The following is a 25,793-nucleotide window of genomic DNA, read 5'->3' on the forward strand; positions in this document are numbered from 1 at the left end:
AGGGGTTTTGCTTTTCTGGGCCAGGGGCTGCCGCCGGGCAGCGGTCCGGTCCGGGCTCGCCTCGCGGAAACTGGCGCGCGGCCAAAGGGGCTAAACTGTCGTCCGTCGGTACTGTCGCCGATGGCGCTTCAACCAGGTTTTCCGTTTTATGAATTCGCCCGTCGATCCCCAACTCGAGTCGCTGCGCGTCCCGCCTCACTCGGTCGAAGCCGAGCAGTCGGTACTGGGCGGCTTGCTGCTGGATAACGCCGCCTGGGATCGCATCGCCGATATCCTCAAGGAAGACGATTTCTACCGCTACGACCACCGGGTGATCTGGCAGCACATGGCCAAGCTGATCGGTCTTGCCCGCCCGGCGGACGTCGTCACCACTTACGAGGCCCTGCAGTTATCGGGCAAGGCCGAAGAGGTCGGCGGACTCGCCTATCTCAACTCGCTCGCGCAGAACACTCCCTCCGCGGCCAACATCCGGCGCTATGCCGAGATCGTGCGCGACCGGGCCGTACTACGAAGGCTGGTTACCGTGTCCGACGAGATCTCGGCCGCCGCCTTCAATCCCCAGGGCAAGGATACGCGCCAACTGCTGGACGAGGCCGAGGCCAAGATTTTCCAGATCGCCGAGGAGGGCGCGCGCGGCACGGCGGGCTTCCAGGAGCTCCAACCGCTGCTGACGCAAGTAGTCGAGCGGATCGATGAGCTCTACCACCGCGACTCCAGTTCGGACATCACGGGCGTTCCGACCGGCTTCACAGACCTGGACAAAATGACGTCGGGCATGCAGCCTGGCGACTTGATCGTGGTGGCTGGCCGCCCCTCCATGGGTAAGACCGCGTTCTCGGTCAATATCGGCGAGCATGTGGCGGTGGAAGAAGGACTGCCCGTGGCCGTGTTCTCCATGGAAATGGGCGCCGCCCAGCTCGCCATGCGTGTCCTCGGCTCGGTCGGGCGCCTGGATCAGCAGCGGCTGCGTACCGGCAAGCTGCTGGACGAGGACTGGCCCAAGCTGACCCATGCGATCCAGAAAATGCAGGATACGCAGCTCTACATCGACGAGACACCCGCGCTCAGCCCCATGGAGCTGCGTTCGCGTGCGCGCCGGCTGGCCCGGCAGTGTGGCCAGCTCGGCCTCATCATCATCGACTACTTGCAGCTGATGTCGGGCAACGGCGGCGGCAACGAAAACCGGGCCACCGAATTGTCCGAGATCAGCCGCTCCATGAAGGGCCTGGCCAAGGAGCTCAATTGCCCCTTGATTGCGCTGTCGCAGCTCAACCGTGGCCTCGAGCAGCGCCCCAACAAGCGTCCCGTGATGAGCGATCTGCGTGAATCGGGGGCCATCGAACAAGATGCCGACGTCATCCTGTTCATCTACCGGGACGAGGTCTACAACCCGGATACGCCCGACAAAGGCACCGCGGAAATCATCATCGGCAAGCAGCGTAATGGTCCGATTGGTACCGTGAGGCTGACCTGGCAGGGCGCCTATACCAAGTTCCAGAACTTCTCGGGCAACGCCTTCGTCGATTCGGAGTATTGAGCCCCCCCCTACGCGCTGACGCGCGCCCCCCAGGGGGCGATGCGGGTGGACCGGCAAAGCCGGATCCACCGCATCCTGGGTCTAATTCAACTTTCTTGGTTTGGAGCACCGTTGCTGCCGCTGGCAGCGCGCGGCAGCACCCGTGCGACAAACCAAGATGGTGCTACGAGACCCAGGGCACCGCGGATCCGGCTTTGCCGGTCCGCCAGTGTCGCCCCCTGGGGGGCGCGCGTCAGCGCGTAGGGGGGGTCTATACTCTGCTACACTTCGCGCGGTTTTTAACGCGTCATATATTTGTCATGTGGCGTATCGAGGGGACGTGATGTTTGGACGCTTAATGCCCAAAGAGGGCCGCTTTTTCGATATGTTTACGGCCCACGCGGATCTGTCGCGCCAGGGCAGCCGAGAGCTGGCGGCCTTGATGGCCGACCTGAGCCAGGCCGAGGAACGGGTCAAGAACATCGAGACGCTGGAAAAGAAGGCCGACAAGATCACCCATGATACGGTCGACCTGCTGCACAAGACCTTCATCACGCCGCTGGACCGCGACCAGATCCACCAGCTGATCACAACCATGGACGACATCCTCGACCTGATGGAGGACGCCGCCCAGTGCATCAACTTGTACGACATCCGTTCGGTCACGCCCGATACCCGGGCGCTGGCGGACATCACGGTCCAGTGCTGCGACCGGCTCCACATGGTGGTGAGCCTGCTCCACGACCTGGGCGATACGGCGAGCATCATGAAAATCTGCGAGGAAATCGATCGCCTCGAGTCGGATGCCGACCGTGTCATGCGCCGCGGGATGGGGCGCCTGTTCCGCGACGAGGCCGATACGCGGCAGCTGATCAAGATGAAAGCAATCTACGAGCTGCTGGAAGAAATCACCGACAAGTGCGAAGACGTCGCCAATCTGATCGAAGGCATCGTCCTGGAAAACGCATAGTCGGACCGCTACATGGATACGCTTCAAATCAGTTTTGCCACGCTTGCCTTCCTGGTCGTTCTGGCGCTCATCTTCGACTTCATGAATGGGTTCCACGATGCGGCCAATTCCATTGCCACCGTGGTTTCCACGGGCGTGCTCAAGCCTCACCACGCGGTCGCCTTTGCCGCGTTTTTTAATTTCATCGCGATCTTTGTCTTCCACCTCAAGGTGGCGGCTACCGTCGGCAAGGGCATCGTCGATCCGGCCGTGGTCGATCATTACGTGATCTTCGGCGCGCTGATCGGGGCGATCGCCTGGAATGTCATCACCTGGTATTTCGGCATTCCTTCTTCTTCCTCGCATGCCCTCATCGGGGGCATCGTGGGTGCCGCCTTGGCCAGTGCCGGACCCGCGGCCCTGATGGCCAGCGAAATCTTGTATATCGTTGCTTTCATCGTGGTGTCGCCCATGCTGGGATTCTTGCTGGGCGGGCTGTTGATGCTTCTTGTGTCATGGCTGATGCGTCGCACGCGCCCGCTCAAGGTGGATAGCTGGTTCCGACGGCTGCAATTGGTGTCGGCCGGCCTGTACAGCCTGGGACACGGCGGCAACGACGCGCAGAAAACCATCGGGATCATCTGGCTGCTGCTTATCGCGGCCAACGTTCCCGGCGCCAAGGACCACGTTCCGACCTGGGTCATCATCAGCTGCTATGCAGCGATCGCGCTGGGCACCATGTTCGGCGGCTGGCGCATCGTCAAGACGATGGGGCAGCGCATTACCAAGCTCAAGCCGGTCGGCGGCTTCTGCGCCGAGACGGGCGGGGCACTGACTCTGTTCCTGGCCACCACGCTCGGCATTCCGGTCTCGACCACCCATACGATTACGGGCGCCATCGTCGGCGTCGGCTCGAGCCGCAAATTCAACGCCGTGCGGTGGGGCTTGGCCGGCAACATCGTCTGGGCGTGGATCCTGACCATCCCCGCCTCGGCTTTGGTAGCCGCGGGCGCCTGGTGGGTGGGAAAGTACGCCTTTTAAGTGGGTCTTCCAGGCATGGGGGCTGCCTGGCGCCGGAATGTTTCAAGTATGATGGCGCGCCAAGGGGCCCGTTGCCGGGAACCCTGGCGCCGGCCGGGCCGCGTAGCGTGCCTGTGCCGGCACATTCCCCCTTCGTGATGGACGGCCACCATGACACCCGCACCGATACAATCCTTGCTTGATTCCCGCGCGCTGCTGCTGTTGGCACGTATCGTCCTGACTTTCGTGTTCTGGGGCAGCGGCCTGTCCAAGCTGATCGATTTCCAGGGCGGGATGGCGGAGATGAGCCATTTCGGGCTCGAACCGGCGTGGCTGTTCAATGTGCTGACCATCGTGGTCCAGATCGGTGGCTCGCTGCTGATCATTTTCAACCGCGCTGCCTGGCTGGGGGCCGGCGCGCTGGCCGTGTTCACCGTGCTGACCATACCCATTGCCCATCCCTTCTGGCAGCTTCAGGGCGAGACCGCCAAGCACGAAATGCTGGTGGTGTTCGAGCACGTCACCGTCATCGGCGGCTTGATCGTGGCGGCCATCCTCGGCCATCGCCTGGCCCGCCGCTAATGCGCATCCCATTCCAAGGAAGAGGAAAGAATCTGCCATGATCCGCCATATCGTGATGTGGAAACTCAAGGACGAAGCTGAAGGCGCCGACCGAAAGACCAATATGGAGAAGGTCAGACAGATGCTCGAGGACTGCCGAGATTGCGTCCCGGGCATCCTGGAGTTCGAGATCGGCCTTGCGGCCGAAGGGCAGGAGGCCACCCATGACGTGGTGCTGAACTCCCTGTTTGCCAGCCGCGAGGCGCTGGATGCCTACCAGGCCCACCCGCGCCATGTCGCGGCCAAGCCCTTCATGGCAGCGGTGCGTACCGAGCGCGTGTGCTTCGATTACGAGCTGCCCGCGGCGAGGTAGAGCGAGATGCCGGTGGAAAATCCGCAACGGGTGACCGATGTACCCATCCCGTTCCTGGCCTGGCTCGGCGCCACGCTGGTCAAGGCCGAGGGGGGCCGTTCCGAGGTGAGCCTGGATGTGCTGCCCGAGCATTGCAACAGCTGGCAGGTGTGCCATGGCGGCGTCTTGATGACCATGCTGGACGCCGCGATGGCTACGGCCGCGCGGTCGCTGCACCCTGAAATGCGGGGCGGTGCCACGGTCGACATGACCACCAGCTTCGTGCGTCCAGGGGAGGCAGGCCGCTTGATCGCCTATGGCAAGTGCTACCACCGGTCCAGCACCATGGCCTTCTGCGAGGCCGAGGTACGCGACCCGGGCGGTGGCCTGGTCGCCCGCGCCAGCGGCACGTTCAAGTACATCAGGAAGCGCGGCGACCAGGGCGGCGATGGCTGATCTGCAGCATCCCCGCCCGTTGGATCCCCAGGTCGCGGACCTGGTTGCACGGGTCAAGCGCGCCAATCGCCCGCCGTACTGGCAGTACACGCCGCAGGACGCGCGAGCGTTCCACGAAAAAGCGAGCAAGGTCCTCGAAATCGCGCCGGCTCCGGTCGCGCAGGTGCGCGACCTGTCCATCCCGGTCGGCGATGCGCACATCGGGGCCCGGCTCTACACCGGCATGCAGGCCCGCGAGCCCGCTCCGCTGGTAATCTTCGCGCACGGCGGCGGATTCACGATAGGCAGCGTGGAAAGCTACGACGCCATTTGCCGCATGCTGGCCAACGGTGCCTGCTGCAAGGTCCTGTCGCTGGACTATCGCCTGGCGCCGGAATACCGCTTTCCCACCGCAGCCGAGGACGTCTATGCTGCCTGGCGCTGGGCGTTCGACGAACACACCACGATCGGCATCGACCCGCAGCGCGTGGCCGGCATGGGCGATAGCGCCGGCGGCACGCTGACGGCCCAAGCCGCATTGCGCGCCCGGGACGACCGCCTACCCCTGGCGGCGCAAGTGCTGCTCTACCCGGGAACCAGCGCTTGGCAGGATACCCAGTCGCATCGGGCGTACGCCGAAGGCTATTTGCTCGATGCCAAGACCATCCAGTGGTTCTTCAACCATTATTTGCGGGACGACGCCGATCGCATGGACTGGCGTTTTGCGCCGCTGGACGCGCCGGAGTTCGCGGGGCTGGCGCCAGTCTTCCTTCAACTGGCCGAATGCGACCCGTTGGTGGACGAGGGACTGGCCTACGGACGCAAACTGGAGGATGCCCGGGTTCGCGTGGATCTAAAGGTGTACGAGGGCGCCATCCACAGTTTCTACAACATGGGCGGCGCCTTGCGCGTGGCACGGCAGGCCCATCGCGATACGGTGGATTACCTGCGCTCGGTATTCGGGACTTCGAAGGCGACCTGACGCAAGGCAGCCGGCACCAGCCGGCGCGCCTGCTCGGCGTTGTCGAAGCTGCGCTCTGCCGCTTCGACCCGGCCATCGCGAGTGACATGCAACACGGTCTGCGCCCGGGTGCCGTAGTCCGGCGTAATGATGAAGGCGGCGGACAGCGCGCGTTCGCGCTCCAGGGCGATGCCGGTACTGGGCAATTGCGCGTCTTCCGCCGTCGTGGTGTCGCTGAGCATCTGCAGGTAGGCCGGCGTGCGCGCTTCGGCGGCCTTGAGGGTGGCCAGCGCAGCGGTGGTACGCACGACCTTGGGCCAGGGAGTGTCGAGCACTGCGTTCGACAGGCCATAGACGCCGGCAGCCAAGGCTTCCGGAGAGACGGGCGGGCAGCCGCGCCGGTGCGCCAGGTACCAGAGCGACGGCGCGCGCCCGAAAAGCTCGCCCACGATCAGATTGAAACCGTTGAAGGATTCGGCGTGCCGCGCCAGGTTGCGCAGGTAGCTCGCCGGTGAGCTGTCGCCGGCGAGGAAATCGGATACGAGGCGGCCGCGAGAAGGAGCGGTCGGATCGTGCCGACCGGCTTCGCGGTAGTTCGTGATTGCCGCGAAGCGACCCTGGCGGCTAATGCCCATCCAGGTGCCGCCGGCAGTGAGATCGCGGCCGGCCCATATATCCGGATGATCGTGCCACCAGTCCGCCGGGGCGGTTGGCCGCGCGTAGAACTCGTCGCGATTGGCAACGATCAACAGCGTCGTGGGTCCGCGCGGGTCCCAGGCAAAGGCGATCAAGCACATGGCTTCAGTCGTCCAGTCGTGCTGCGTCCATGGGCAGTTCGACGAACAGTTCGCTTCGCCGCTTCCCGGTCAGGAAACGGGCGAGACCGCTTTCGTCCACGGCGGCCGCCAGGGCAGCCTCCAGTTGCTGCGTGTCGGCCACGTCCTCGTACACCTCCATCCAGGTCGCTACGCCGCCGTCTGAAGACGGCCGGGCCAGCAGGGCGGTCCGCTTGCTCCAGGCACGGCCGGCTGCTACGACGTGGTGCGCCGGCGCCAGCGCGTGTTTCCGATCAGCGTCGGACAGCTTGTAGTACACGTAGAGGTTGGTCATCTGAGTCCCGGCAAATGGACGAGTTCATGCCGACTTCGCGTCGTCGGGCACGGAGTAGGGGAGCGCCTGCCCGGTAATGACCGGTCCGGCCGCCGAGCCCGCGCGCAATGCCGCGGGGCCGCCGGCGGCGGTGAGCGTGCTTTCGTAAAGAATGGCAACGGCGTCGCCATCGCGGGCGGCATTGACGATGCGTCCGCACGGCTGTTCATCGCCGTCCTGGAATACGTCCGCGCCGGTAAGCGCGAGGGGATCTTCGGCGGTTGCGATGCGTCCGCCGAACATGCGGCGCTTGAGCTTGCCCAAGTAGTGGCTACGCGCCACCACTTCCTGGCCGGGATAGCAGCCCTTGGTAAAACTGACCCCGCCGATCAGCTCGAAGTTGACCATCTGAGGCACGAACATGTCTTGCGTCACGGCGACGATCCACGGCAGCCCGGCGGCGATGTCGGCGGCACGCCACGCCTGCTCGATGCCGGCGTCCGCTTCGATGGACACGCAAAGCCGTTGCAGGCTATCGGCCGGGCCCACCCACCACCACCGGGCCTGCCCGGCTCCGGCAGTGGGGGCGGCGATCCACGTGCCACTGGGCAGCTCGGCCCGCGTCCAGGGCGCCGCCGGCAGCAAGCCGCCCGCCGCGGCCTGGAGCGCCGCCGAATCGGTGCCGCTCCATATACCCGCCACTTGCAATGCCGTGCGGGAAACCTTGACCTTGGCGCGCAGCACGAACATGGAGAGACGTTTCTGCAGCGTTTCGGCGATGCTTGCGTCGATCATGGCCAGCACGCGCGGAGCCGGGTCGGCGGGATCGGGTTCGCCACGCCAGATGATGGCGCTGGCAAGCAGCCGCCCCTTGGCCGTGCAGTAGCCGGCAGGCTTGGCATCAGCGTCGCCCAACTGCTTGACGTCCTGGGTCAGTTGGCCATGCAGGAACTCGATCGCGTCGGCTCCCCGGATTTCGATCACGGTCAAATGATCGAGCCGCACAAGGCGCGCGGACGCGGTGCCGGACGCGATGCCGGGGGATACAATCTCTTGGATTGACATCTTGAAATGGTCGATGAGGTCGATCGAAGTATTATAGGCAGCCCATGCCCAAACCACATTTTTCCCTCAAACGCGCGCTGATCTTCCTGGTCATGACGCTGCTGCTATTGTCGCTGGCCGCCGTCGGCGCAGGCGTGGCGTGGCTGCGCATGCCGCTTTCTCTGCCAGCCGACAAAGTGGACTTCGTCATCGACGAAGGCACGACCATGAGAGGCATCGCGCATCAGATGCGCGAAGCAGGTATCGCGGTGCCGCCGGACGCGCTGGTGGCATATGCCCGCCTGACCGGCGTCGACCGGCGCATCAAGGCCGGCGGCTATGAAGTCGCACGCGGCGAGTCGCTGTGGACCTTGTTGAAGCGCCTGTCTCGCGGCGACGTGACGCAGCGCGAGATCACCATCATCGAAGGCTGGAACTTCCGGCAGATACGCGCGGCGCTGCGCCGCCACCCGGACGTCCGGCAAACCCTGGAAGGGGTCGACGACGCGACCGTAGCGGCGATGATCGGCGCCTCCACCAGCCACCCTGAAGGGCTGTTCTTTCCCGATACTTACCTGTTTGCCGTGGGGTCCAGCGATATCGACATCCTGCGGCGCGCTTACCGCGCGCAGCAGCGGGAGCTGGCCGAAATCTGGGAGCAGCGCGATGCCGAGCTGCCATTGGGATCCCCCTACGAGGCACTAATCCTCGCCTCCATCGTCGAAAAGGAAACCGGCATGGAAGCCGATCGCCGCCGCATCGCCGGCGTGTTCGTGAACCGGCTTAGGGTGGGCATGCCGCTGCAGACGGACCCTGCCGTGATTTACGGACTGGGCGAAGTGTTCGACGGCAATCTGCGGCGCCGCGACCTGCGTGCCGATACGCCATGGAACACTTACACGCGCCGCGGCCTGCCGCCCACGCCTATTGCCAATCCCGGCCGTGCATCGTTGTTGGCCGCAGTCCAGCCAGAAAAACACAAATACCTGTATTTCGTTTCGCGCGGCGATGGTACCAGTGCGTTTTCGGAAACGCTGGAGCGCCACAATCGCTACGTGGCGCGCTATCAGCTTGGACGGGGAAAGGCTAATCCGCCGTCTCCGGCCCAACCTTCCCCCCAAGCCGAATCCTCCACCCAAGCCGAAGCAGTACAGCCATGAGCATGTCGTCATCCCGCCGCGGTAGGTTCATCACGCTCGAGGGCGTGGACGGCGCCGGCAAGAGCACGCACCTGGACTGGTTCGTCTCGCAATTGCGCAGTTTCGGACTGGAAGTGGTGCAAACGCGGGAGCCCGGCGGCACGCCGCTTGCCGAAAAGCTGCGCGATCTGGTGCTGAACGAATCGATGCGGCTGGACACCGAAACGCTGCTGATGTTCGCCGGGCGATGCGAACATGTCCACACCGTGATCGAGCCGGCGCTTGCCCAAGGCAAATGGGTCGTCTGCGACCGGTTCACCGATGCCACCTATGCCTACCAGGGCGGCGGACGGGGCCTGCCCGCCGAGCGCATCGCGGTGCTCGAACAATGGGTGCACGGCGATTTGCAACCGGACATGACCTGGTTGTTCGACGTTCCGCTAGCCGTTTCCCGGGAGCGCCTGGGCCGCGGCCGCACGCTGGACCGGTTCGAACGCGAAGACGACGCGTTCTTCGAGCGCACGCGCGCCGCTTATCACGCCCGCGCTGCGGCGGATGCCGCACGCTTTCGCATCGTCGACTCGACCCGGCCGATCGACGTCGTGCGCGCAGAACTGCTGGCCGAACTGCAGGCTTGCGTTATCGCGGCCAGGCATTCATGAGCCTGCCCCGCTTTTTTCCCTGGCAGGAAGCGCTGGCGCGCACGTGGCTGGGCGAAGCCCAGCGACGCCGGTTCGCCCATGCCTGGCTCATCCATGGAGTGGCCGGTATAGGCAAAGTGGAGTTTGCCCGGGCCGCCGCGGCGAGTTTGCTGTGCGAAGCACCGCAAGACGGCATGGCCTGCGGTGCCTGCCCGGCGTGCACCTGGTACGCCTCGGGCAATCATCCCGACTTTCGACGCATCCGGCCCGAGGCGGTCGCCGTGGCGGAAGGGCAGGCGGAGGATGCCGAGACTGAAGAAGACGGCGGCGAGGCCGAGGGCAAGAAGGCCGGCAAACGCGCTCCATCGCGGGAGATCCGCATCGAACAGATACGCGCGGTGGAGTCCTGGGCGAATACCGGCACGCACCGCGGCGGGCTACGCGTGGTCGTGCTGTATCCCGCCGAATCGCTCAATACGATCTCGGCGAATGGCTTACTGAAAATCCTGGAAGAGCCGCCACCGCATACGGTGTTTTTATTGGTGGCCGATGCGCCGGACCGGCTCCTGCCCACGCTGGTATCCCGTTGCCGGCGCCTGCCGCTGGGCGCCCCCGACCCGGACCAGGCGCTTGCCTGGCTCGAGGCTCAGGGCATGGAGAATGCTGCCGCGCATCTAGCTGCGGCCGGCGGCGCGCCCGTGGCCGCCTGGCGACGAGCCGAGGCGGGCTTGCCGCCGCGTTCGCCATGGCTCGACACCTGGGCTGCAGCGCTGGCGCAGGGCAAGCCGGCCGACGTGGGGCAGATCGTCGATGCGCTCGACAAGATTCCCGCCGCCGAATGGATCGACGCCTTGCAGCGCCTCGTGACCGACGTGGCGCTGGCCCAGGTGGGGCTGGCAGCGCGTTATTACCCCGAACTGGCGGCGCACAGCACCAAGATCGGCGAGCGCGCAGAACCCGCACGCGTAGCGGAACTGTCGCGCTGGCTCAGCCGCCAGCGCATGATCGCGGATCATCCGCTGAACGCCCGCCTGTTCGCCCAGGACGTCCTCGCGCAGGCGTGCGCCGCCTGCCTCGGCCGCAGTAGGCGAGCCGCCGCCTAGGCGGGCGCGCCGGCTCGCTTTGGGGCCGGGGGCGCCGGCACCCGGCTGGTACTATAGATTCTGCTCGTTATCCCTAGTCTTCCATGTTCGTCGATTCGCACTGCCATCTCGATTTTCCGGAACTCGCTTCGCAACTGCCCGAGGTGCTCGAGCGGATGCGCGCCAACCATGTGACGCACGCCCTCTGCGTCAGCGTGAACCTGCCCGACTGGCCCCGGTTGATGGAGCTCGTACGCGGTCACGAACATCTGTGGGCGTCCGTTGGCGTCCATCCTGACTACGAAGACACTCCCGATCCTTCGGTCGAGCAATTGGTCGGGCTGGCCGCCGACCCCAAGGTCGTGGCCATAGGCGAGACCGGGCTGGACTACTACCGGCTTACCGGTGACCTGGAATGGCAGCGCGAGCGCTTTCGCCGCCATATCCGTGCCGCCAGGGAAACCGGCAAGCCGCTGATCATCCATACCCGCGCGGCGGCGGCAGACACCTTGCGCATCATGGAAGAAGAAAGGGCGGCAGAAACCGGTGGCGTCATGCACTGCTTTACGGAATCGCAGGAAGTCGCCGACGCGGCCATCGCAATGAACTTCTACATTTCGTTTTCCGGGATCGTGACTTTCAAGAATGCCCGGGATCTCCAGGAGGTGGCACGGACCATTCCGCTGGACAGGGTATTGATCGAGACCGATTCCCCGTATCTGGCGCCGGTTCCTCACCGCGGCAAGCTGAACGACCCATCCAAGGTCGTGCACGTGGCCGAGAAGATCGCCGAACTGCGCGGAATTCCGGTAGATGAAGTCTCGCAGGCTTCGACCTCAAATTTCTTCCGTCTTTTCAAAGACGTAAAGCAGTAAGTTAAACCTAGAAATAGCTTTAATTTATTTGTTTTAAGATCTATTTTTTCACATAAATCAATCAGTTAAATAAATAACTTAAGGTAATTTCTCATGCGTACGTTGGTTCGGTCGGGATGGCAGCTGCTGGCGCTGTGGTGGTGCGCGCTGGCGGTATCGACGGCTCACGCCGGGGCAACCGAGGACTTCTGGATCGCCATCCGCAATGACCGGGCCTCCGCGGTCAAGTCGATGCTGGCGCGGGACATGGAGCCAAACATGACCAACGAGCTCAGCAATACGCCGCTGCTCGAGGCCATCAAGGAAGAGTCCTGGGGCGTCTATGACGCGCTGCTGGCGGACAAGCGGACCGACATCAACCGCAAGAACCGGCTCCAGGAGTCGCCGCTCATGTATCTGGCCATATTGGGCCAGACCGAACGCATGGAGGCCCTGATCGCACGCGGGGCAGAGGTGAACCAGCCGGGATGGACGGCGCTGCATTACGCAGCATCGCGGGGACACGACGAGGCGGTGCGCTTGCTGCTGGAGCACCATGCCTATATCGATGCCGAGTCGCCCGGCAAGATGACGCCCCTTATGATGGCCGTGCGCTATAACCACGCCTCGACCGTCAAGCTGCTGCTCGATGAAGGGGCCGATGGCTATGTCCGCAACGCCGAGGGCAAGAACGCCGCCGACGTCGGACGGGAGGCCGGCAATACGCAGTTGGCCGACGACCTGGTCGAACGGCTGAACCACGACCGCCAGCGGCGCCTCGGCCGCTGAGGGGTCAGGCCGGCGGGGCGGCGCCTTCCGGCCGGGAAGCGGGGAAGGCCACCAGCTTGGGGCTGCGCAGGCGTATCCCGATCGGGTCGCCCACCCGGTGCCCGTCCTCGCGCGGCATATGGGCCAGCACTTCGCTGCCCGACGGCAGGCGCAAGGTGTAGAGATAATCGGGCCCGCGAAAGGCCTTGTGTACGAGGCGTGCCTTGATGGGACTCTCGGCGTCCGGATAGAGGTCTTCCGGCCGCAGCAGGACCTTGAGACTCGTATCCTTGCCCTCGGGCGGCATCGCGCCTGCGATCTCGGCCTCACCGAACTCGAGATGGATGCGGCTGCCATTGCCGGGGACGCGCCGGCCCGGCACCAGCACGCCGGCACCGATAAAGCGGGCGACGAACTCCGTGGCGGGGTAGTGGTAAAGATTGTAGGCACTGTCCCACTGGATGATCCGGCCGTGCTCCATGACGCCGATTTCGTCCGCCATGGCGAAAGCTTCGGCTTGGTCGTGAGTGACCAGGATGGCGGTCGCGCCGGCCGCCTTCAGAATGCCTCGGACTTCGCCAGCCAGGCGTTCGCGCAAGTCCACGTCCAGGCTGGAGAAGGGCTCGTCGAGCAGCAGCAGTTCCGGGCGCGGGGCGAGCGCCCGGGCCAGCGCGACACGCTGTTGCTGGCCGCCAGACAGCTCGTGCGGGTACTTGCGCCCAAGCGCGGACAGCCCCACCAGCGAAAGCAGGTCCGCCACCCGTTTCTTGCGCGCATCCGCAGGCTCCCGCCGCAGGCCGAATCCTATATTGTCGGCGACCGATAAATGCGGAAACAGGGCGTAATCCTGGAACATCACCCCCACGCGCCGCTTCTCGGGCGCCAGGCTCCGGCGGGATGTGGCGACGACCTGGCCGTGCAGGGAAATGCTGCCCCCCAGCAAAGGTTCGAACCCGCTGATGGCGCGCAATACGGTGCTTTTCCCGCAGCCCGACGGTCCCAGCAGGCAGCCGATGCGGCCCTCGTGCAGCGCCAGCGACAAGTCGTCGACGACCACATGGGTGCCAGCCGGCGTGCGGTAGCCTAGACGGACATGATCGAGCTGGAGATGAGGATGCGGCATGGCATGAGCTAACCAGAAGAACGGATGAATATAATTCGTATTCTTGCTTGCCGCCAACGCGAGCGGACTTTCGCGCCTGCGTCGTCCGTCTTTCTCCCTGGTACCCGATGCATCGACGCACCGCCCTGTCCTGGCCGGCCACCGCCATAGCGGCGTTCATCGCAATTCCCGTCCTGGGCTTGTTGTTATCCGTCCTCGCGGCCGATGCGGGCGCGCGGGATATTCTCGCCCACTTGCTGGCCACCGTATTGCCGGGCTATGCGCTGACCTCGCTCTTACTCATGGCCGCGGTCGGGGCGGGTGCCGCCGTCGTCGGCATCGCGACGGCCTGGGTAGTCGCGGCCTACGATTTCCCCGGCCGCCGCGTGTATGAATGGGCGCTCATCCTGCCCCTGGCCATGCCGACCTACGTCATGGCCTACGCTTACACCGATTTCTTCCAGTTCTCGGGGCCCGTGCAGACCTGGCTGCGCGAACTGACCGGACAGCCCCGGCTGCCGTGGTTCCCTGCCATCCGTTCCTGGTATGGGGCGGCCTGGGTGTTCATTTTCGCGTTCTATCCCTACGTCTACCTGCTGACCCGTACCGCCTTCCTGGAGCGCAGTCCGCGCTTGTCCGAGGCCGCACGCACTTTGGGTTGCGGGCCGGCCCGGGTCTTTTTCACCGTGGTGCTGCCCTTGGCGCGGCCCGCTGCGGCTGCCGGCATCACGCTGGTCTTGATGGAGACGCTGGCGGACTATGGGGCGGTCTCGTACTTCGGCGTGCAGACCTTCACGACCGGCATCTATCGTGCGTGGTTATCGATGGGCGACCGTATCGCCGCGGCGCAACTGGCCTCGGCCCTGCTGGCTTTCGTCTTCGTGCTGGTCTGGCTGGAGCGACGCAGCCGCGCCCGCATGCGCTTCTATTCGACGGCCGCACGCCATGTGCAGGCGCCGAGACGCCTGGCCGGGCAGGGCGCGGCCTGGGCACATGTCGTCTGTCTCGTGCCCATCACGCTCGGCTTCCTGCTCCCCGTGGCAATCATGCTGCGCCTGGCGGCGCAAGATCTCCACATCATCGACTGGGCACGCTACGCCGCATGGCTGGGTAACACGCTGCAGCTCGCCGCCACCACCTCCGTGCTGGCGGTGGCGCTAGCCCTGGGCCTGGCCTATGCGGCCCGGTTGAGCCCCGGCAGACTGGTGCATGCCGCCAATAGCGTGGCCGGCATGGGATACGCGGTTCCCGGCGCCGTGTTGGCAGTGGGCCTCCTGATTGTCGTGGGCGCGCTCGACCGCGGGCTGACGGGGCTGGGCTGGTCCGGCGGAATGATGCTGACCGACACCTTGGCGCTGCTCGTCTACGCTTACCTGGTTCGTTTCCTGGCGGTCGCGTTCCAGGCTGCCGAGGCGGGGCTGGCCAAGATTCCCCCGGCCCTGGACGCCAGCGCGCGGAGCCTGGGCGCGGGGACGTGCGAATTGCTGGTCCGGGTGCATCAGCCCTTGTTGCGGCGCAGCCTGCTGACCGCGGCATTGCTGGTCTTCGTGGACGTAATGAAAGAATTGCCGGCCACCCTGGTACTGCGGCCATTCAACTTCGACACGCTGGCGGTCATTACCGACCAGTTGGCCGCAGACGAGCGCTTGGGCGAGGCGGCCTTGCCGGCTTTGACCATTGTCCTGGCGGGCCTGCTGCCGGTGATCGTGCTGGCTCGGGCGATTTCTCGAAAAGGCAGTTCTTACAAGTAGCTGAACGATTTGACGTCCGAAGTGGGAATGATAATAATTCCCAGCTCCCGCTCCTTCACGTCTTTTATCGAGGCATTCGTCCATGCTCAAGTCTTCCTTGCTGACCGCCGCGCTACTGGCCACCGCGGCCAGTGTTCATGCGCAGGAATTGAACATCTATTCGGCACGCCACTACCAGACCGACGAAGTTCTCTATAAAGGCTTTACCGAACAGACCGGCATCAAAATCAACCGTATCGAGGCGGGCGATGCGGCCCTGGTTGAGCGCCTCAAGAGCGAGGGCGCCAAGAGCCCGGCCGACGTGATCCTGATGGTCGATGCCGCGCGGCTATGGCGGGCGGAAGCGGACGGGCTGTTCCAGCCGGTGAAGTCGAAGATACTGGCCGAGCGGATTCCGGCCAACCTGCAAGGTGGCGAACCGGGGCAAGATCCGCAGTGGTTCGGCTTTTCCACGCGTGCCCGGGTCATCGTCTACAACAAGGCGAGCGTCAATCCGGCCGATGTCGACACCTACGAGGAACTCGCCGAACCGAAGAACAAGGGCAAGGTATGCACGCGCTCCGGCTCGCATCCGTACATGCTTTCGCTGCTGGGATCGCTGATTGAGCGCAACGGCGAGGCCGCCGCCGAGCAATGGGCCAAAGGCATGGTGGCCAACATGGCGCGCAACCCGCAGGGAGGCGATACCGACCAGATCAAAGGAGTCGCGTCCGGCGAATGCGGCGTTGCGCTGACCAACAACTATTACTATGTGCGCATGGCCCGCTCCGACAAGCCGGAAGACAAGGACGCCATCGCCAAGGTCGGCTTCCTGTGGCCCAATCAGGCGGGGGAGGGCGTGCACATGAACGTGGCCGGCGGCGCAGTCGCCCGCCATGCCCCGAACAAGGAAGCCGCGATCAAGTTCCTGGAATACCTGGCCGGCGACCAGGCCCAAACCTACTTCGCGGCCGGCAACAATGAATGGCCCGCGGTTCCTTCGGTCAAGACCGGCAATGCCGCGCTGGAGTCCCTCGGCCGGTTCAAGGCGGAAAAGGTCTCCATAGGCGCGATCGGCCGCAACCAGGTCACCGCTCAGAAAATCCTGGACCGGGTGGGCTACCGGTAACCAGGCTGCCTGTGTCCTGGGAGCCAGCCCGGGACGCTGGCCTGCCCTTGTAGAATGGCGGCATCGTCCTTGCGAGTTTTTCCGCGCGCCGCAGATGCCTCCGTCCTCCCCGTTGTCGCCCGGTTTCATGGTCGTCCACGGCAATCGCCTGGAAGACCTGCGCGGCCTTGCCGTATCGTGGATGAAGCGCTATCCGCTCGCGCCGCTCGAAAGCGAGACCATCCTGGTGCAGAGCAACGGCATCGCGCAGTGGCTGAAGTTTGCGCTGGCCGAAGACCCGCGCGGCGATCCCGAGGCGGCGCCAGGCTGCGGCATTGCCGCCGCAGTCGATGTGCAGCTGCCGGCCCGCTTCCTCTGGCGCGCCTATCGTAGCGTGCTGGGCCGGGACCAGCTGCCCGAGACTGCTACGCTCGACCGGGACGGGCTGACCTGGCGGCTGCTGCGGTTGCTGCCTGCCGTGCTGGATGACGAAGTCTTTCTACCGTTGCGACGCTTCCTGGCAGACGATCGCAGCATGCGCAAGCGCCACCAATTGGCCGAAAGGCTGGCCGACCTGTTCGACCAATACCAGGTCTACCGCGCGGATTGGCTCGACGACTGGGAACACGGACGGGACGTCCTGCGAACCTCCCGCCGCGGTGTGGTTCCACTGGGCCCGGACGACCGCTGGCAGGCCGCCCTATGGCGCGCAGTGCTGGCGGACGTGGGCGACGACGCAGGCATCCAGAGCCGCGCCCGGGTGCATCGGCGATTCCTCTCCCGGTTGGCACAGGCGCAGCAGGCACCAGCCGGCCTGCCGCGCCGGGTCATCGTGTTCGGCATTTCGTCCATGCCCGCGCAAGCTCTCGAGGCGCTGGCCGCGCTGTCCAAGTTCTGCCAGGTACTGCTGTGCGTCCATAATCCGTGCCAGCATCACTGGGCCGATATCGTCGCCGACCAGGACCTGCTGCGTCACCAATACCGGCGCCACCCGCGCAAGCAGGGCATGCCCGCGGCCCAGGCCCCGGGGTTGCAGCACGAATTCGGCAATCCGCTGCTGGCCGCCTGGGGCAAGCAAGGGCGCGACTACATCAACCTGCTCGATACCTACGACATCCCCGAGCGCTACCAGGAGCACTTCGCGTCCATCAGCGACCGGCGCATCGACCTGTTCAGCGAGCCGCCCGCCGAACATCTGCTGGCGCAGATCCAGGACGACATCCTGAACCTTCGCTCGCTTGCTGAAACCCGGGCGCGTTGGCATCCCGTCGATCCGGCGCAGGACCGGTCCGTATGTTTCCACGTCGCCCACAGTCCACAGCGCGAAGTCGAGATCCTGCACGACCAGCTGCTGGCCCTGTTCGACGCCGATCCCGCGCTGCGCCCGCGCGATGTCATCGTCATGGTGCCCGACATCGATACCTATGCGCCGCACATCCGGGCCGTCTTCGGCCAGCTCGACACGCAGGACACACGGCATATCCCCTTTACGCTGGCGGACCAAGGCCAGCGCGGCCGCGAACCGCTGCTGATTGCCGTTGAACACCTGCTGCGGCTGCCGGAAAGCCGCTTTGCGGTAAGCGAGATCCTCGACCTGCTCGATGTGCCGGCCGTGCGCCAGCGCTTTGGCTTGCGCGAGGCCGACCTGCCTCAACTGCATCGCTGGATAGAAGGCGCGGGCGTGCGCTGGGGCGTGGACGGGCGCCAGCGCGCCAGCCTCGGATTGCCCGCGGGCATGGAACAGAACACCTGGCGTTTCGGCCTGCGCCGCATGTTGCTCGGCTATGCCGTCGGGGCCGGCGCGCCCTACGGTGAGATCGAACCCTACGGCGAGGTCGGCGGGCTGGAGGCGGCCCTCGTCGGGTCGCTCGATGCACTGGTGCAGGCGCTCGAGCAGACGCGCAACGATCTGGCCGTGCCTGCGGCGCCGCGGGTCTGGGGCGAACGCCTGCGCCGCCTCATGGCGGCCTTCTTCGAACCGGCCAGCGAACGGGAAGAAGCCGCGCTCGGCAGTCTCTCGCAACTGCTGGACGATTGGCTGGACATCTGCGAGGCCGCGGGTCTCCAGGAGGCCTTGCCGCTGGTCGTGGTGCGCGAGGCATGGCTCGCGGGCCTGGACCGCAGCCGGCTCAACCAGCGCTTCCTGGCTGGCTCGGTCAATTTCTGCACGCTCATGCCCATGCGGGCCATTCCCTTCAAGGTGGTGTGCCTGCTCGGCATGAACGACGGCGACTACCCCCGCATCCAGCCTCCGCCCGATTTTGACTTGATGCGGACGGACTACCGGCCCGGCGACCGCTCGCGCCGCGAGGACGACCGCTATCTCTTGCTCGAAGCGCTGCTGTCGGCGCGCGATACCTTATACGTGAGCTGGGTAGGGCGCAGCGTGCGCGACAACGGCGAACGTCCGCCTTCGGTCCTGGTCGCGCAATTGCGCGACCACATCGCCGCCGGCTGGCGCCTGGAGGGTACCGAGTACGGCACGAGATCGCTGCTGGATGCGCTCACGACCGTCCACCCCTTGCAGCCCTTCAGCGCGCGCTACTTCGCATCCCGCGATGGCGCCTACTTCACTTATGCCAGGGAATGGGCGGTCATGCATCGGCCGGACGATAGGGCGCCGGCCCATGACGCGATGCTGCCGCCGCTGCCGGCGCCCGCATCCACGCTCGATCTCGCCCAGCTGCAGAGTTTTGTCCGCGACCCGCTGCGGGCGTTCTTCAACCAGCGGCTCAAGGTGTATTTCGATGAATCCGAACCGGCGGCGGGCGACGAAGAGCCGTTTGCCCTGGACGGATTGACGCATTACCAATTGAGCGAACAGCTGCTGCTTGCGGCCCTGGATGCCGAAGACGAACATCAGGCGCAGGCCCGCCTGGACGAGGCCGCACAGGCGCTGGTCCGCGGCGGGCACCTGCCGCTGGCGGGGTTCGGCGAACGGCTGCGCGATACCTTGCTTGCGCCATTGCCGGAGCTGCTGGCGCGCCATCGCGCGCTGCGCGCCGACTGGCCGGAAGCGGTGACCGTGCCTATGGAAATAGATCTGCGCCATGGAGACATCCGGTTGCAGGGGTGGCTGTCGGGGCTGCGGCGTGGCGGCGCAGGCCACTTGTTGCTGGAGGCGGTGCCCAACGAACTCGGCGCCGCCAGCCGCACGCCCAGGTGGCAGCGGCTCGTCCGCCCCTGGATCGCACATCTGGCGGGCAACGCGATGGGTTGGGAGCTGCGCACCGTCCTGGTCGCGGCCGACGGCAACCTTGACCTGCCGCCCGTGCCCGCCGACCTGGCGCGGGACAGGCTGGTCGAGCTGATCGAGGCCTGGGACGCCGGCATGCGCATGCCGGCGCCGGTGGCGGTACGTACTGCGTTCGCCTGGCTGGCCGCGCTGCCGGACGAAGATGCCGCCCGCCAACAAGCGCGCAAGACCTACGAGGACAGCGCCGTCGCGCCAGGCGAGGGCAGCCGCAGCCCGTATCTTGCCCGCCAGTATCCCGATTTCGAAACGCTATGGTCCGAGGGGGCCTTCGGCGCATGGGCCGAGACCCTGTATCGGCCGCTGCTGGAAGCCGTGCGGGCCGCGGCCGCGCCCGCGACACCGGCCAGGGGAGGTGTCCGATGAGCGCGCGAGATGGGCAGGACCTCGCCCTGACGCTGCCTTTGCACGGCAGCCGGCTGATCGAGGCCAGTGCCGGAACCGGCAAGACCTTTACCATCTCGGCCCTGTTCGTCAGGCTGGTGCTCGGGCATGGCGGCGAAGCGGCCGGATTTTCGAGGGAATTGCTGCCCCCCGAAATCCTCGTGGTGACCTTCACCGACGCCGCGACCCAGGAACTACGGGACCGCATCCGTACGCGCCTGGCCCAGGCAGCACGCTTCTTCCGGGAAGAAATCGCGGCGCCCGACGCACTGATCGAGACGCTGCGCTCGGGCTACGCTCCCGACACCTGGCCTGCCTGCGCCAGCAAGCTGGACGTGGCGGCCCAGTGGATGGACGAAGCGGCGGTCTCCACCATACACGGCTGGTGCCAGCGCATGCTGCGCGAACACGCATTCGACAGCGGCAGCCTGTTTACCCAGACCCTGGAAACCGACCACACCGACCTGCTGGCCGAGGTCGTGCGCGATTACTGGCGCCAGCACTGCTATGCCTTGCGCGAGCCGGCCTTGGGCTGGGTGCTGGAACACTGGGTGACGCCCGACCACTTGCGCCGCCGGATCACGCCGTTGCTGGCACATGCCAATCACGACGACGCCGGCGAGTCCCTGCAGGAAATCCTGGAGTCCGTGCTGGCCCAAAGGCGCGAGGCGCTGGCTGGTCTGAAGGCGCCATGGGCCGTGTGGGCGGGTGAGCTGCGGACCTTGTGCGACGCGGCTTGTGCCGCCAAGCGGGTCAACGGACGCAAGTTCCAGGCACGGTGGTACCAGCCGTGGTTCGACAAGCTGTCCGCCTGGGCGAACGATCCCGCGCTGGAACCCCTGGATCTCGGGTCCGGCTTCCTGCGCCTTACGCCCGCAGGCATGGCCGAGATCTGCACAGGCGGCCACACCATCGACCACCCCGCGTTGCACGCCATGGCCGAACTGCCGGCGCAACTGGCGCAATTGCCGTCGGCCGAGTCCCGCATGCTGGCCCACGCAGCGCGCTGGGTACGGGCGCGCTTCGACGAAGAAAAGCACCGCCGCGCCGAAATGGGATTCGACGACATGCTGGTCCGGCTGGACGCCGCGCTGCAGGGAGAAAACGGCGAGCGGCTGGCGCAGGTCATCCGCAGCCAGTTTCCCGTGGCACTGATCGATGAATTCCAGGATACCGACCCGGTCCAGTACCGCATTTTCGATCGTGTCTACCGCATCGCCGAGAACCGGGACGATTGCGCACTGCTGATGATCGGCGATCCCAAGCAGGCCATCTACGCCTTTCGCGGCGCCGACATCCATACCTATTTGCGCGCCCGCGCCGCTACCGCCGGGCGGCACTACAGCCTGGGGACCAACTACCGGTCTACCGAAGGCGTCGTTACCGCGGTCAATACCTTGTTCGAGGCCGCCGAGAACCGGGAGGGTGGGGCGGGCGCGTTCCTGTTCCGCCGTGGCAGCGAGAACCCGCTTCCGTTCGTGCCGGTTCGGGCCCATGGCCGCCCCGAAGCACTCGTGGTGGACGGTGTAGCGGCCGCGCCGCTGACATTGTGGCTGGCGCCCCAGAGCGATCCCATCAGCGCGGGCGCGTACCGTTCGGCCTTGTCGGCGGCCTGCGCGTCGGAAATCGTGCGCTTGCTCGAGGCCGGAGCGCAGGGGCGCGCGGGCTTTCTTCACGAGGGCACACTGCGAGGGCTGGTTGCGGCCGATATCGCCGTGCTGGTCCGCGACATGGGCGAAGCCCAGGCCATACGGGCCGCACTGGCGCAGCGCGGCGTGCGCAGCGTCTATCTCTCGGACAAGGACTCCGTCTTCGATGCGGCGGAGGCGGGCGACCTGCTGCGGTGGCTCAAGGCCTGCGCCGAGCCGGATGACGATCGCAAGCTGCGTGCGGCGCTGGCCAGCGCAACCTTGGCCCGGCCGCTGGACGAGCTCGACCAGCTCAATCGCGACGAGCGCCTTTGGGAAGCATGGGTCTTGAAGTTCCGGGCCTACCGCGACATCTGGCGGCGGCAAGGCGTGCTGCCCATGCTGCGGCGCTTCATGGACGACTTCGGCCTGCCTGCTGCGCTGGCTGGGCGTGCCGACGGCGAACGGGTCCTGACCAACCTGCTGCACCTGGCCGAGCTGCTTCAACAGGCCTCTGCCGAATTGGACGGCGAACAAGCGCTGATCCGTCATTTGGCCGAGCACCTCGACCAGGATGGACAGGCCACCGACGCCCAGGTCCTACGCCTGGAAAGCGATGCCCAATTGCTCAAGGTGGTGACGGTCCACAAATCCAAAGGGCTCGAATATCCCCTGGTATTCCTGCCATTCGCCTGCTCGTTCCGCCCGGCCGACAAGGATCGCCCGCCGCTGCGTTATCACGATGCGCAAGGCAGGTTGGTCGTCAGTATCGCGCCCGGCGCCGAGGAAGAGGAACTTGCCGACCGCGAGCGCCTGGCCGAGGATCTGCGCCTGCTGTATGTCGCCTTGACTCGCGCCCGGCACGCTTGCTGGCTGGGCATCGCCGACCTTCGGCGAGGGCGCACCAGCGAGTCGTGCTGGCATCGCAGCGCGCTGGGTTACCTGATTGGAGGCGGGCAGCCGCTGCCGGGCACCGCCGAGCTGGCCGGACTGGTCCAGTCGCTCGATCCCGGCATGGGCCGCCTGCGCGTCAGTGCGGCGCCTGCGGCGAGCGACCGTGCCCTGGCGCTCGTCGCGCCTGCCAGGGAGCAGCCGGTCTACCGCATTCCCACGCGCAGGGCAGGAGAGCCATGGTGGATCGCATCCTATAGTGCGCTGCGCATCGCCAGCCAGGCCGCCTTCGACGATGAAGCAGGCAGTCCCGCCTTGCACGGCGACTTGAGCCCCGAAACGCCAGAGGCGCAAAAACTGTTCGACGACGATGTCGCCGACCTCGACGCCGCGCATGCAGCTTTGCCGGCCGGCGGGGCGGGCCTGCACCGGTTTCCGCGCGGCCCTGGGCCGGGAACCTTCCTGCACGGGCTGTGCGAATGGGCCGGTGCCGAGGGTTTCGGCGCGGTGGCCGCCGAGCCCGACCGCATCGCCGACGCCGTGGCGCGCCGCTGCAACCGGCGTGGCTGGGAAACCTGGATCACCCCCTTGACCCGGTGGCTCTCGAATCTGCTTGGTCAGCGTCTGCCCTTGCATGGCGGACGCAGTGCCGTCACGCTCGCCGGCCTGCGGGCCTACCAGGTGGAGATGGAGTTCTGGTTCGAAAGCCGTCACGTCGACGTCGGCCGCATCGACGCGCTCGTGCGGCGCCACGTGCTTCCCGGCATGCCCCGGCCGGCACTCGAGCCCGCCATGCTCAATGGCATGTTCAAGGGTTTCATGGACCTGGCCTTCGAGCACGAAGGCCGCTATTACGTCGCCGACTACAAATCCAACTGGCTGGGGCCGGCGGACGGCGCCTACACCGCCGAGGCCATGCAAGCCGAAATCCTGGCCAAGCGCTATGACCTGCAATACGTCCTGTACCTGCTCGCGCTACATAGGCAATTGGCCGCGCGGATGGCCGACTATGACTATGATCGCCACATGGGCGGTGCACTCTACCTTTTCCTGCGCGCCACCCGTGCGCCGTCGCACGGCGTCTATTTCGATAGTCCGCCGCGGGTGCTGATCGAAGGACTAGACCGGTTGTTCGCCGGCGCAAGCGAGGGCGCGGAGGTCGTGCCGTGAGCCAAGGTCCGCTCAACTATGAATTGCCGTTCGACGCACCGGCGCAACCGCCTGGCCACCTGCACGACACGCGAGCGCTGCTGGGCGTGCTGGACAATTGGGTGGAACGGGGCTGGCTGCGCCGCCTGGACAGGGCTTTCGTGGGCTTTCTTTGCGAGTGTGATCCGGAGGCTGCTCCGCTGGTCGTGCTGGCGGCGGCGCTGGCCAGCCATCAGTTGGGCCATGGACATGTGTGCCTGGATCTTGCCCTGACCCTGGAGCGGTCCGACGAAGCGCTGTCATTGCCGCCCGAAGGTGACGCCTCACCTGCCATGGTCCTGCCTTCGGACTTGCTCTCCGGCCTGGATGTGGCGCATTGGCGCAGCGCCCTGGCGGAAAGCCCATTGGTCGCCAGCCCGGCCGATGCCGCGGGATCGGACAACGGCCAGCCGCTGGTGCTCGACGGCGGCCGTTTATACCTCCGCCGTTATTGGGACTTCGAGCAACGCATCGCCCAGGCCTTGCGGCAGCGCCTGGCTCAGCCTCCCGTCAGCCCGCCGGCGCTGTCCGACGCGCTGGCGCGCCTGTTCGGCCCACCGCAGCCCGACGCGCCAAGGCCGGACTGGCAGAAACTGGCGTGCGCCCTGGCTGCGCGCGGCAATATCAGCATCATCACCGGCGGGCCGGGCACAGGCAAGACGACGACGGTCGTGCGGCTACTGGCCTTGCTGCAAATGGCGGCGCACGAGCAAGGACGGCCGCTGCGCGTCCTGCTGGCCGCGTCTACCGGCAAGGCCGCAGCCCGCCTGTCGGCGTCGATTGCCGAACAGGTCGGCCGATTGCCCGTACCCGAACCGGTACGCGCGACTATCCCGACCGACGTCTCGACCTTGCACCGCCTGCTTGGCAGCAGGCAGGACAGCCGGCATTTCCGGCATCACGCGGGCAATCCGTTGCCGGTCGACATGCTGGTCGTGGACGAAGCCTCCATGGTGGATGTCGAGATGATGGCCCATCTGATGGCGGCACTGCCGGCCCATGCGCGACTGGTCCTGCTGGGCGACAAAGACCAGCTCGCCTCGGTCGAAGCAGGCGCCGTATTGGGAGATCTCTGCCGGGACGCGGAAGCAGGGCGGTATACCCGGGAAACGCTGCGATGGCTCGAGGAGGCGAGCGGCGAAAGCCTGGCCGGGGCAGGGCTGTTGCCGGGCGACGCCGCCTCGCACGCCATGGCGCAGCAGACTGTCATGCTGCGTCATTCGCGGCGCTTCGGCGCGGGCAGCGGCATAGGCAAGCTCGCGCGTGCCGTCAACAGCGGCGATCCCCGCGAGGTCCGGCAAGTCATTGCCGACGAAGCCGCATCGCGCGATCCAGGTGTCTATGACGTCTGTGGCCTGAAGCCCGATGCCCTGGACCGCCTGCTATTGGACGGGCACGCAGAAAGCGACCGGGGCCGGCCTCGCGGCTACGCCTACTACCTGGAGCGCATGCACCAGCAGCGTCCGCCCGCCGGCACGCCGGCCGACGATCCGGTCTGGGAATCCTGGGCCGCCGAGGTCCTCGCCGCTTTCGACCAGTTCCGCCTGCTGTGCGCGGTGCGCAAGGGAGAGCAGGGCGTGGAGGCGCTCAACGCACGGATTGCCCGCGCGCTGTGCTCGCGCGGCCTCATCGAGCAGGACCACGGCTGGTACGAAGGGCGGCCGGTGCTGGTCACCCGCAACGATTACGGGCTGGGACTGATGAATGGCGACATAGGTATCGCGCTGCGCGTACCCCAGGCCGGCGGCGGCATGCCGTCGGGCACCGCGCTACGCGTAGCCTTCCTGCGCAGCGACGGCGCGCCGGGTGTGCGCTTTGCGTTACCCAGCCGGCTCAGCGCTGTCGAGACCGTATATGCCATGACGGTGCACAAATCACAGGGCTCGGAGTTCGCCCATACGGCACTGGCATTACCGGCCAAGGCCAGTCCCTTGCTGACGCGGGAGCTCGTCTACACCGGCGTCACGCGCGCGCGCACCTGGTTTACGCTGATCGAGGCTCAGCCCGGCATTCTCGAGGAAGCTATCACGCGCAGAGTGCGCCGTATCAGCGGCCTGCGGATATGAGCGCCCGCGTAAGCGCCCCGGCCGGCGCGGGG

21 protein-coding genes are annotated in these 25,793 nt (G+C 66.1%); 17 read left to right on the forward strand and 4 right to left on the reverse strand.

The genetic code is table 11. From position 1 onward, the window contains the following. Positions 1 to 148 precede the first annotated feature (148 nt). The 7 genes from QHC78_RS06985 (at position 149) to QHC78_RS07015 (ending at position 5,815) form a co-directional block, all read left to right on the forward strand. Positions 149 to 1,537 carry a replicative DNA helicase gene (locus QHC78_RS06985; RefSeq protein ID WP_319743153.1) on the forward strand — a complete coding sequence of 463 codons (1,389 nt, stop codon included), beginning with the start codon at positions 149 to 151 and terminating at the stop codon, positions 1,535 to 1,537. A 322-nt stretch (positions 1,538 to 1,859) separates the two neighbouring features. Then, positions 1,860 to 2,486, forward strand: coding sequence for a DUF47 domain-containing protein (locus QHC78_RS06990; protein ID WP_319743154.1), 627 nt, complete (start codon positions 1,860 to 1,862; stop codon positions 2,484 to 2,486). Positions 2,487 to 2,498: 12 nt separating this feature from the next. Further along, positions 2,499 to 3,506, forward strand: coding sequence for an inorganic phosphate transporter (locus QHC78_RS06995; RefSeq protein ID WP_319743155.1), 1,008 nt, complete (start codon positions 2,499 to 2,501; stop codon positions 3,504 to 3,506). A gap of 174 nt (positions 3,507 to 3,680) precedes the next feature. Further along, positions 3,681 to 4,067: a DoxX family protein gene (locus QHC78_RS07000; RefSeq protein WP_319743156.1), complete on the forward strand. Its 387-nt coding sequence runs from the start codon at positions 3,681 to 3,683 to the stop codon at positions 4,065 to 4,067. A 37-nt stretch (positions 4,068 to 4,104) separates the two neighbouring features. Further along, positions 4,105 to 4,419 carry a Dabb family protein gene (locus QHC78_RS07005; protein ID WP_319743157.1) on the forward strand — a complete coding sequence of 105 codons (315 nt, stop codon included), beginning with the start codon at positions 4,105 to 4,107 and terminating at the stop codon, positions 4,417 to 4,419. Between the two features lie 6 nt (positions 4,420 to 4,425). After that, positions 4,426 to 4,854 carry a PaaI family thioesterase gene (locus QHC78_RS07010; RefSeq protein ID WP_413816425.1) on the forward strand — a complete coding sequence of 143 codons (429 nt, stop codon included), beginning with the start codon at positions 4,426 to 4,428 and terminating at the stop codon, positions 4,852 to 4,854. Further along, complete coding sequence (locus QHC78_RS07015; RefSeq protein WP_319743159.1) at positions 4,847 to 5,815, forward strand: alpha/beta hydrolase; 969 nt, start codon at positions 4,847 to 4,849, stop codon at positions 5,813 to 5,815. The genes QHC78_RS07010 and QHC78_RS07015 overlap by 8 nt, the downstream gene beginning before the upstream one ends. On the opposite strand, the gene QHC78_RS07020 is transcribed toward QHC78_RS07015, so the two are convergent. Genes QHC78_RS07020 through ygfZ form a run of 3 tightly spaced genes read right to left on the reverse strand, consistent with a single transcriptional unit; the run spans position 5,776 to position 7,948 of the window. Then, positions 5,776 to 6,591 carry an NRDE family protein gene (locus tag QHC78_RS07020; protein WP_319743160.1) on the reverse strand — a complete coding sequence of 272 codons (816 nt, stop codon included), beginning with the start codon at positions 6,589 to 6,591 and terminating at the stop codon, positions 5,776 to 5,778. The two genes, QHC78_RS07015 and QHC78_RS07020, sit on opposite strands and share 40 nt — an antisense overlap. 4 nt (positions 6,592 to 6,595) lie before the next feature. Further along, positions 6,596 to 6,904: a DUF4936 family protein gene (locus tag QHC78_RS07025; protein ID WP_319743161.1), complete on the reverse strand. Its 309-nt coding sequence runs from the start codon at positions 6,902 to 6,904 to the stop codon at positions 6,596 to 6,598. A 24-nt stretch (positions 6,905 to 6,928) separates the two neighbouring features. Further along, positions 6,929 to 7,948 (reverse strand): CAF17-like 4Fe-4S cluster assembly/insertion protein YgfZ, encoded by a 1,020-nt coding sequence (gene ygfZ / locus QHC78_RS07030; protein ID WP_319743162.1) that lies wholly within the window; start codon positions 7,946 to 7,948, stop codon positions 6,929 to 6,931. 44 nt (positions 7,949 to 7,992) lie between these two features. Between ygfZ and mltG the strand changes: the two genes are divergently transcribed. The 5 genes from mltG to QHC78_RS07055 all read left to right on the forward strand — a co-directional run bounded on the left by mltG (position 7,993) and on the right by QHC78_RS07055 (position 12,432). Beyond that, positions 7,993 to 9,087, forward strand: a complete 1,095-nt coding sequence (gene mltG / locus QHC78_RS07035; RefSeq protein WP_319743163.1) for an endolytic transglycosylase MltG — start codon at positions 7,993 to 7,995, stop codon at positions 9,085 to 9,087. Beyond that, positions 9,084 to 9,728, forward strand: a complete 645-nt coding sequence (gene tmk / locus QHC78_RS07040) for a dTMP kinase (RefSeq protein WP_319743164.1) — start codon at positions 9,084 to 9,086, stop codon at positions 9,726 to 9,728. The genes mltG and tmk overlap by 4 nt, the downstream gene beginning before the upstream one ends. Then, the gene (holB, locus tag QHC78_RS07045; RefSeq protein ID WP_319743165.1) at positions 9,725 to 10,810 is read left to right on the forward strand and encodes a DNA polymerase III subunit delta'; all 1,086 of its coding nucleotides are present in this window, start codon (positions 9,725 to 9,727) and stop codon (positions 10,808 to 10,810) included. The genes tmk and holB overlap by 4 nt, the downstream gene beginning before the upstream one ends. Before the next feature lie 83 nt (positions 10,811 to 10,893). Further along, positions 10,894 to 11,664: a TatD family hydrolase gene (locus QHC78_RS07050; RefSeq protein ID WP_319743166.1), complete on the forward strand. Its 771-nt coding sequence runs from the start codon at positions 10,894 to 10,896 to the stop codon at positions 11,662 to 11,664. Between the two features lie 93 nt (positions 11,665 to 11,757). Then, complete coding sequence (locus QHC78_RS07055; RefSeq protein WP_319743167.1) at positions 11,758 to 12,432, forward strand: ankyrin repeat domain-containing protein; 675 nt, start codon at positions 11,758 to 11,760, stop codon at positions 12,430 to 12,432. Positions 12,433 to 12,436: 4 nt separating this feature from the next. Here QHC78_RS07055 and QHC78_RS07060 read toward each other — a convergent pair whose 3' ends face one another. Then, the gene (locus QHC78_RS07060) at positions 12,437 to 13,534 is read right to left on the reverse strand and encodes an ABC transporter ATP-binding protein (protein ID WP_319743168.1); all 1,098 of its coding nucleotides are present in this window, start codon (positions 13,532 to 13,534) and stop codon (positions 12,437 to 12,439) included. A 107-nt stretch (positions 13,535 to 13,641) separates the two neighbouring features. Here QHC78_RS07060 and QHC78_RS07065 point away from each other — a divergent pair, with 107 nt between their 5' ends. The 5 genes from QHC78_RS07065 (at position 13,642) to recD (ending at position 25,761) form a co-directional block, all read left to right on the forward strand. After that, positions 13,642 to 15,264, forward strand: coding sequence for an ABC transporter permease (locus QHC78_RS07065; protein ID WP_319743169.1), 1,623 nt, complete (start codon positions 13,642 to 13,644; stop codon positions 15,262 to 15,264). Between the two features lie 82 nt (positions 15,265 to 15,346). Further along, entirely contained in the window at positions 15,347 to 16,372 is a 1,026-nt protein-coding gene (locus QHC78_RS07070) for an extracellular solute-binding protein (RefSeq protein ID WP_319743170.1), read from the forward strand. A gap of 94 nt (positions 16,373 to 16,466) precedes the next feature. Next, positions 16,467 to 19,970 (forward strand): exodeoxyribonuclease V subunit gamma, encoded by a 3,504-nt coding sequence (gene recC / locus QHC78_RS07075; RefSeq protein ID WP_319743171.1) that lies wholly within the window; start codon positions 16,467 to 16,469, stop codon positions 19,968 to 19,970. After that, complete coding sequence (gene recB / locus QHC78_RS07080; RefSeq protein WP_319743172.1) at positions 19,967 to 23,677, forward strand: exodeoxyribonuclease V subunit beta; 3,711 nt, start codon at positions 19,967 to 19,969, stop codon at positions 23,675 to 23,677. The genes recC and recB overlap by 4 nt, the downstream gene beginning before the upstream one ends. After that, complete coding sequence (recD, locus tag QHC78_RS07085) at positions 23,674 to 25,761, forward strand: exodeoxyribonuclease V subunit alpha (protein WP_319743173.1); 2,088 nt, start codon at positions 23,674 to 23,676, stop codon at positions 25,759 to 25,761. Before recB ends, recD begins: the two co-directional genes overlap by 4 nt. The last annotated feature ends 32 nt before the right edge of the window (positions 25,762 to 25,793 follow it).

It is taken from the genome of Pigmentiphaga sp. (assembly GCF_033795525.1).
GTDB lineage: Bacteria > Pseudomonadota > Gammaproteobacteria > Burkholderiales > Burkholderiaceae_B > Pigmentiphaga.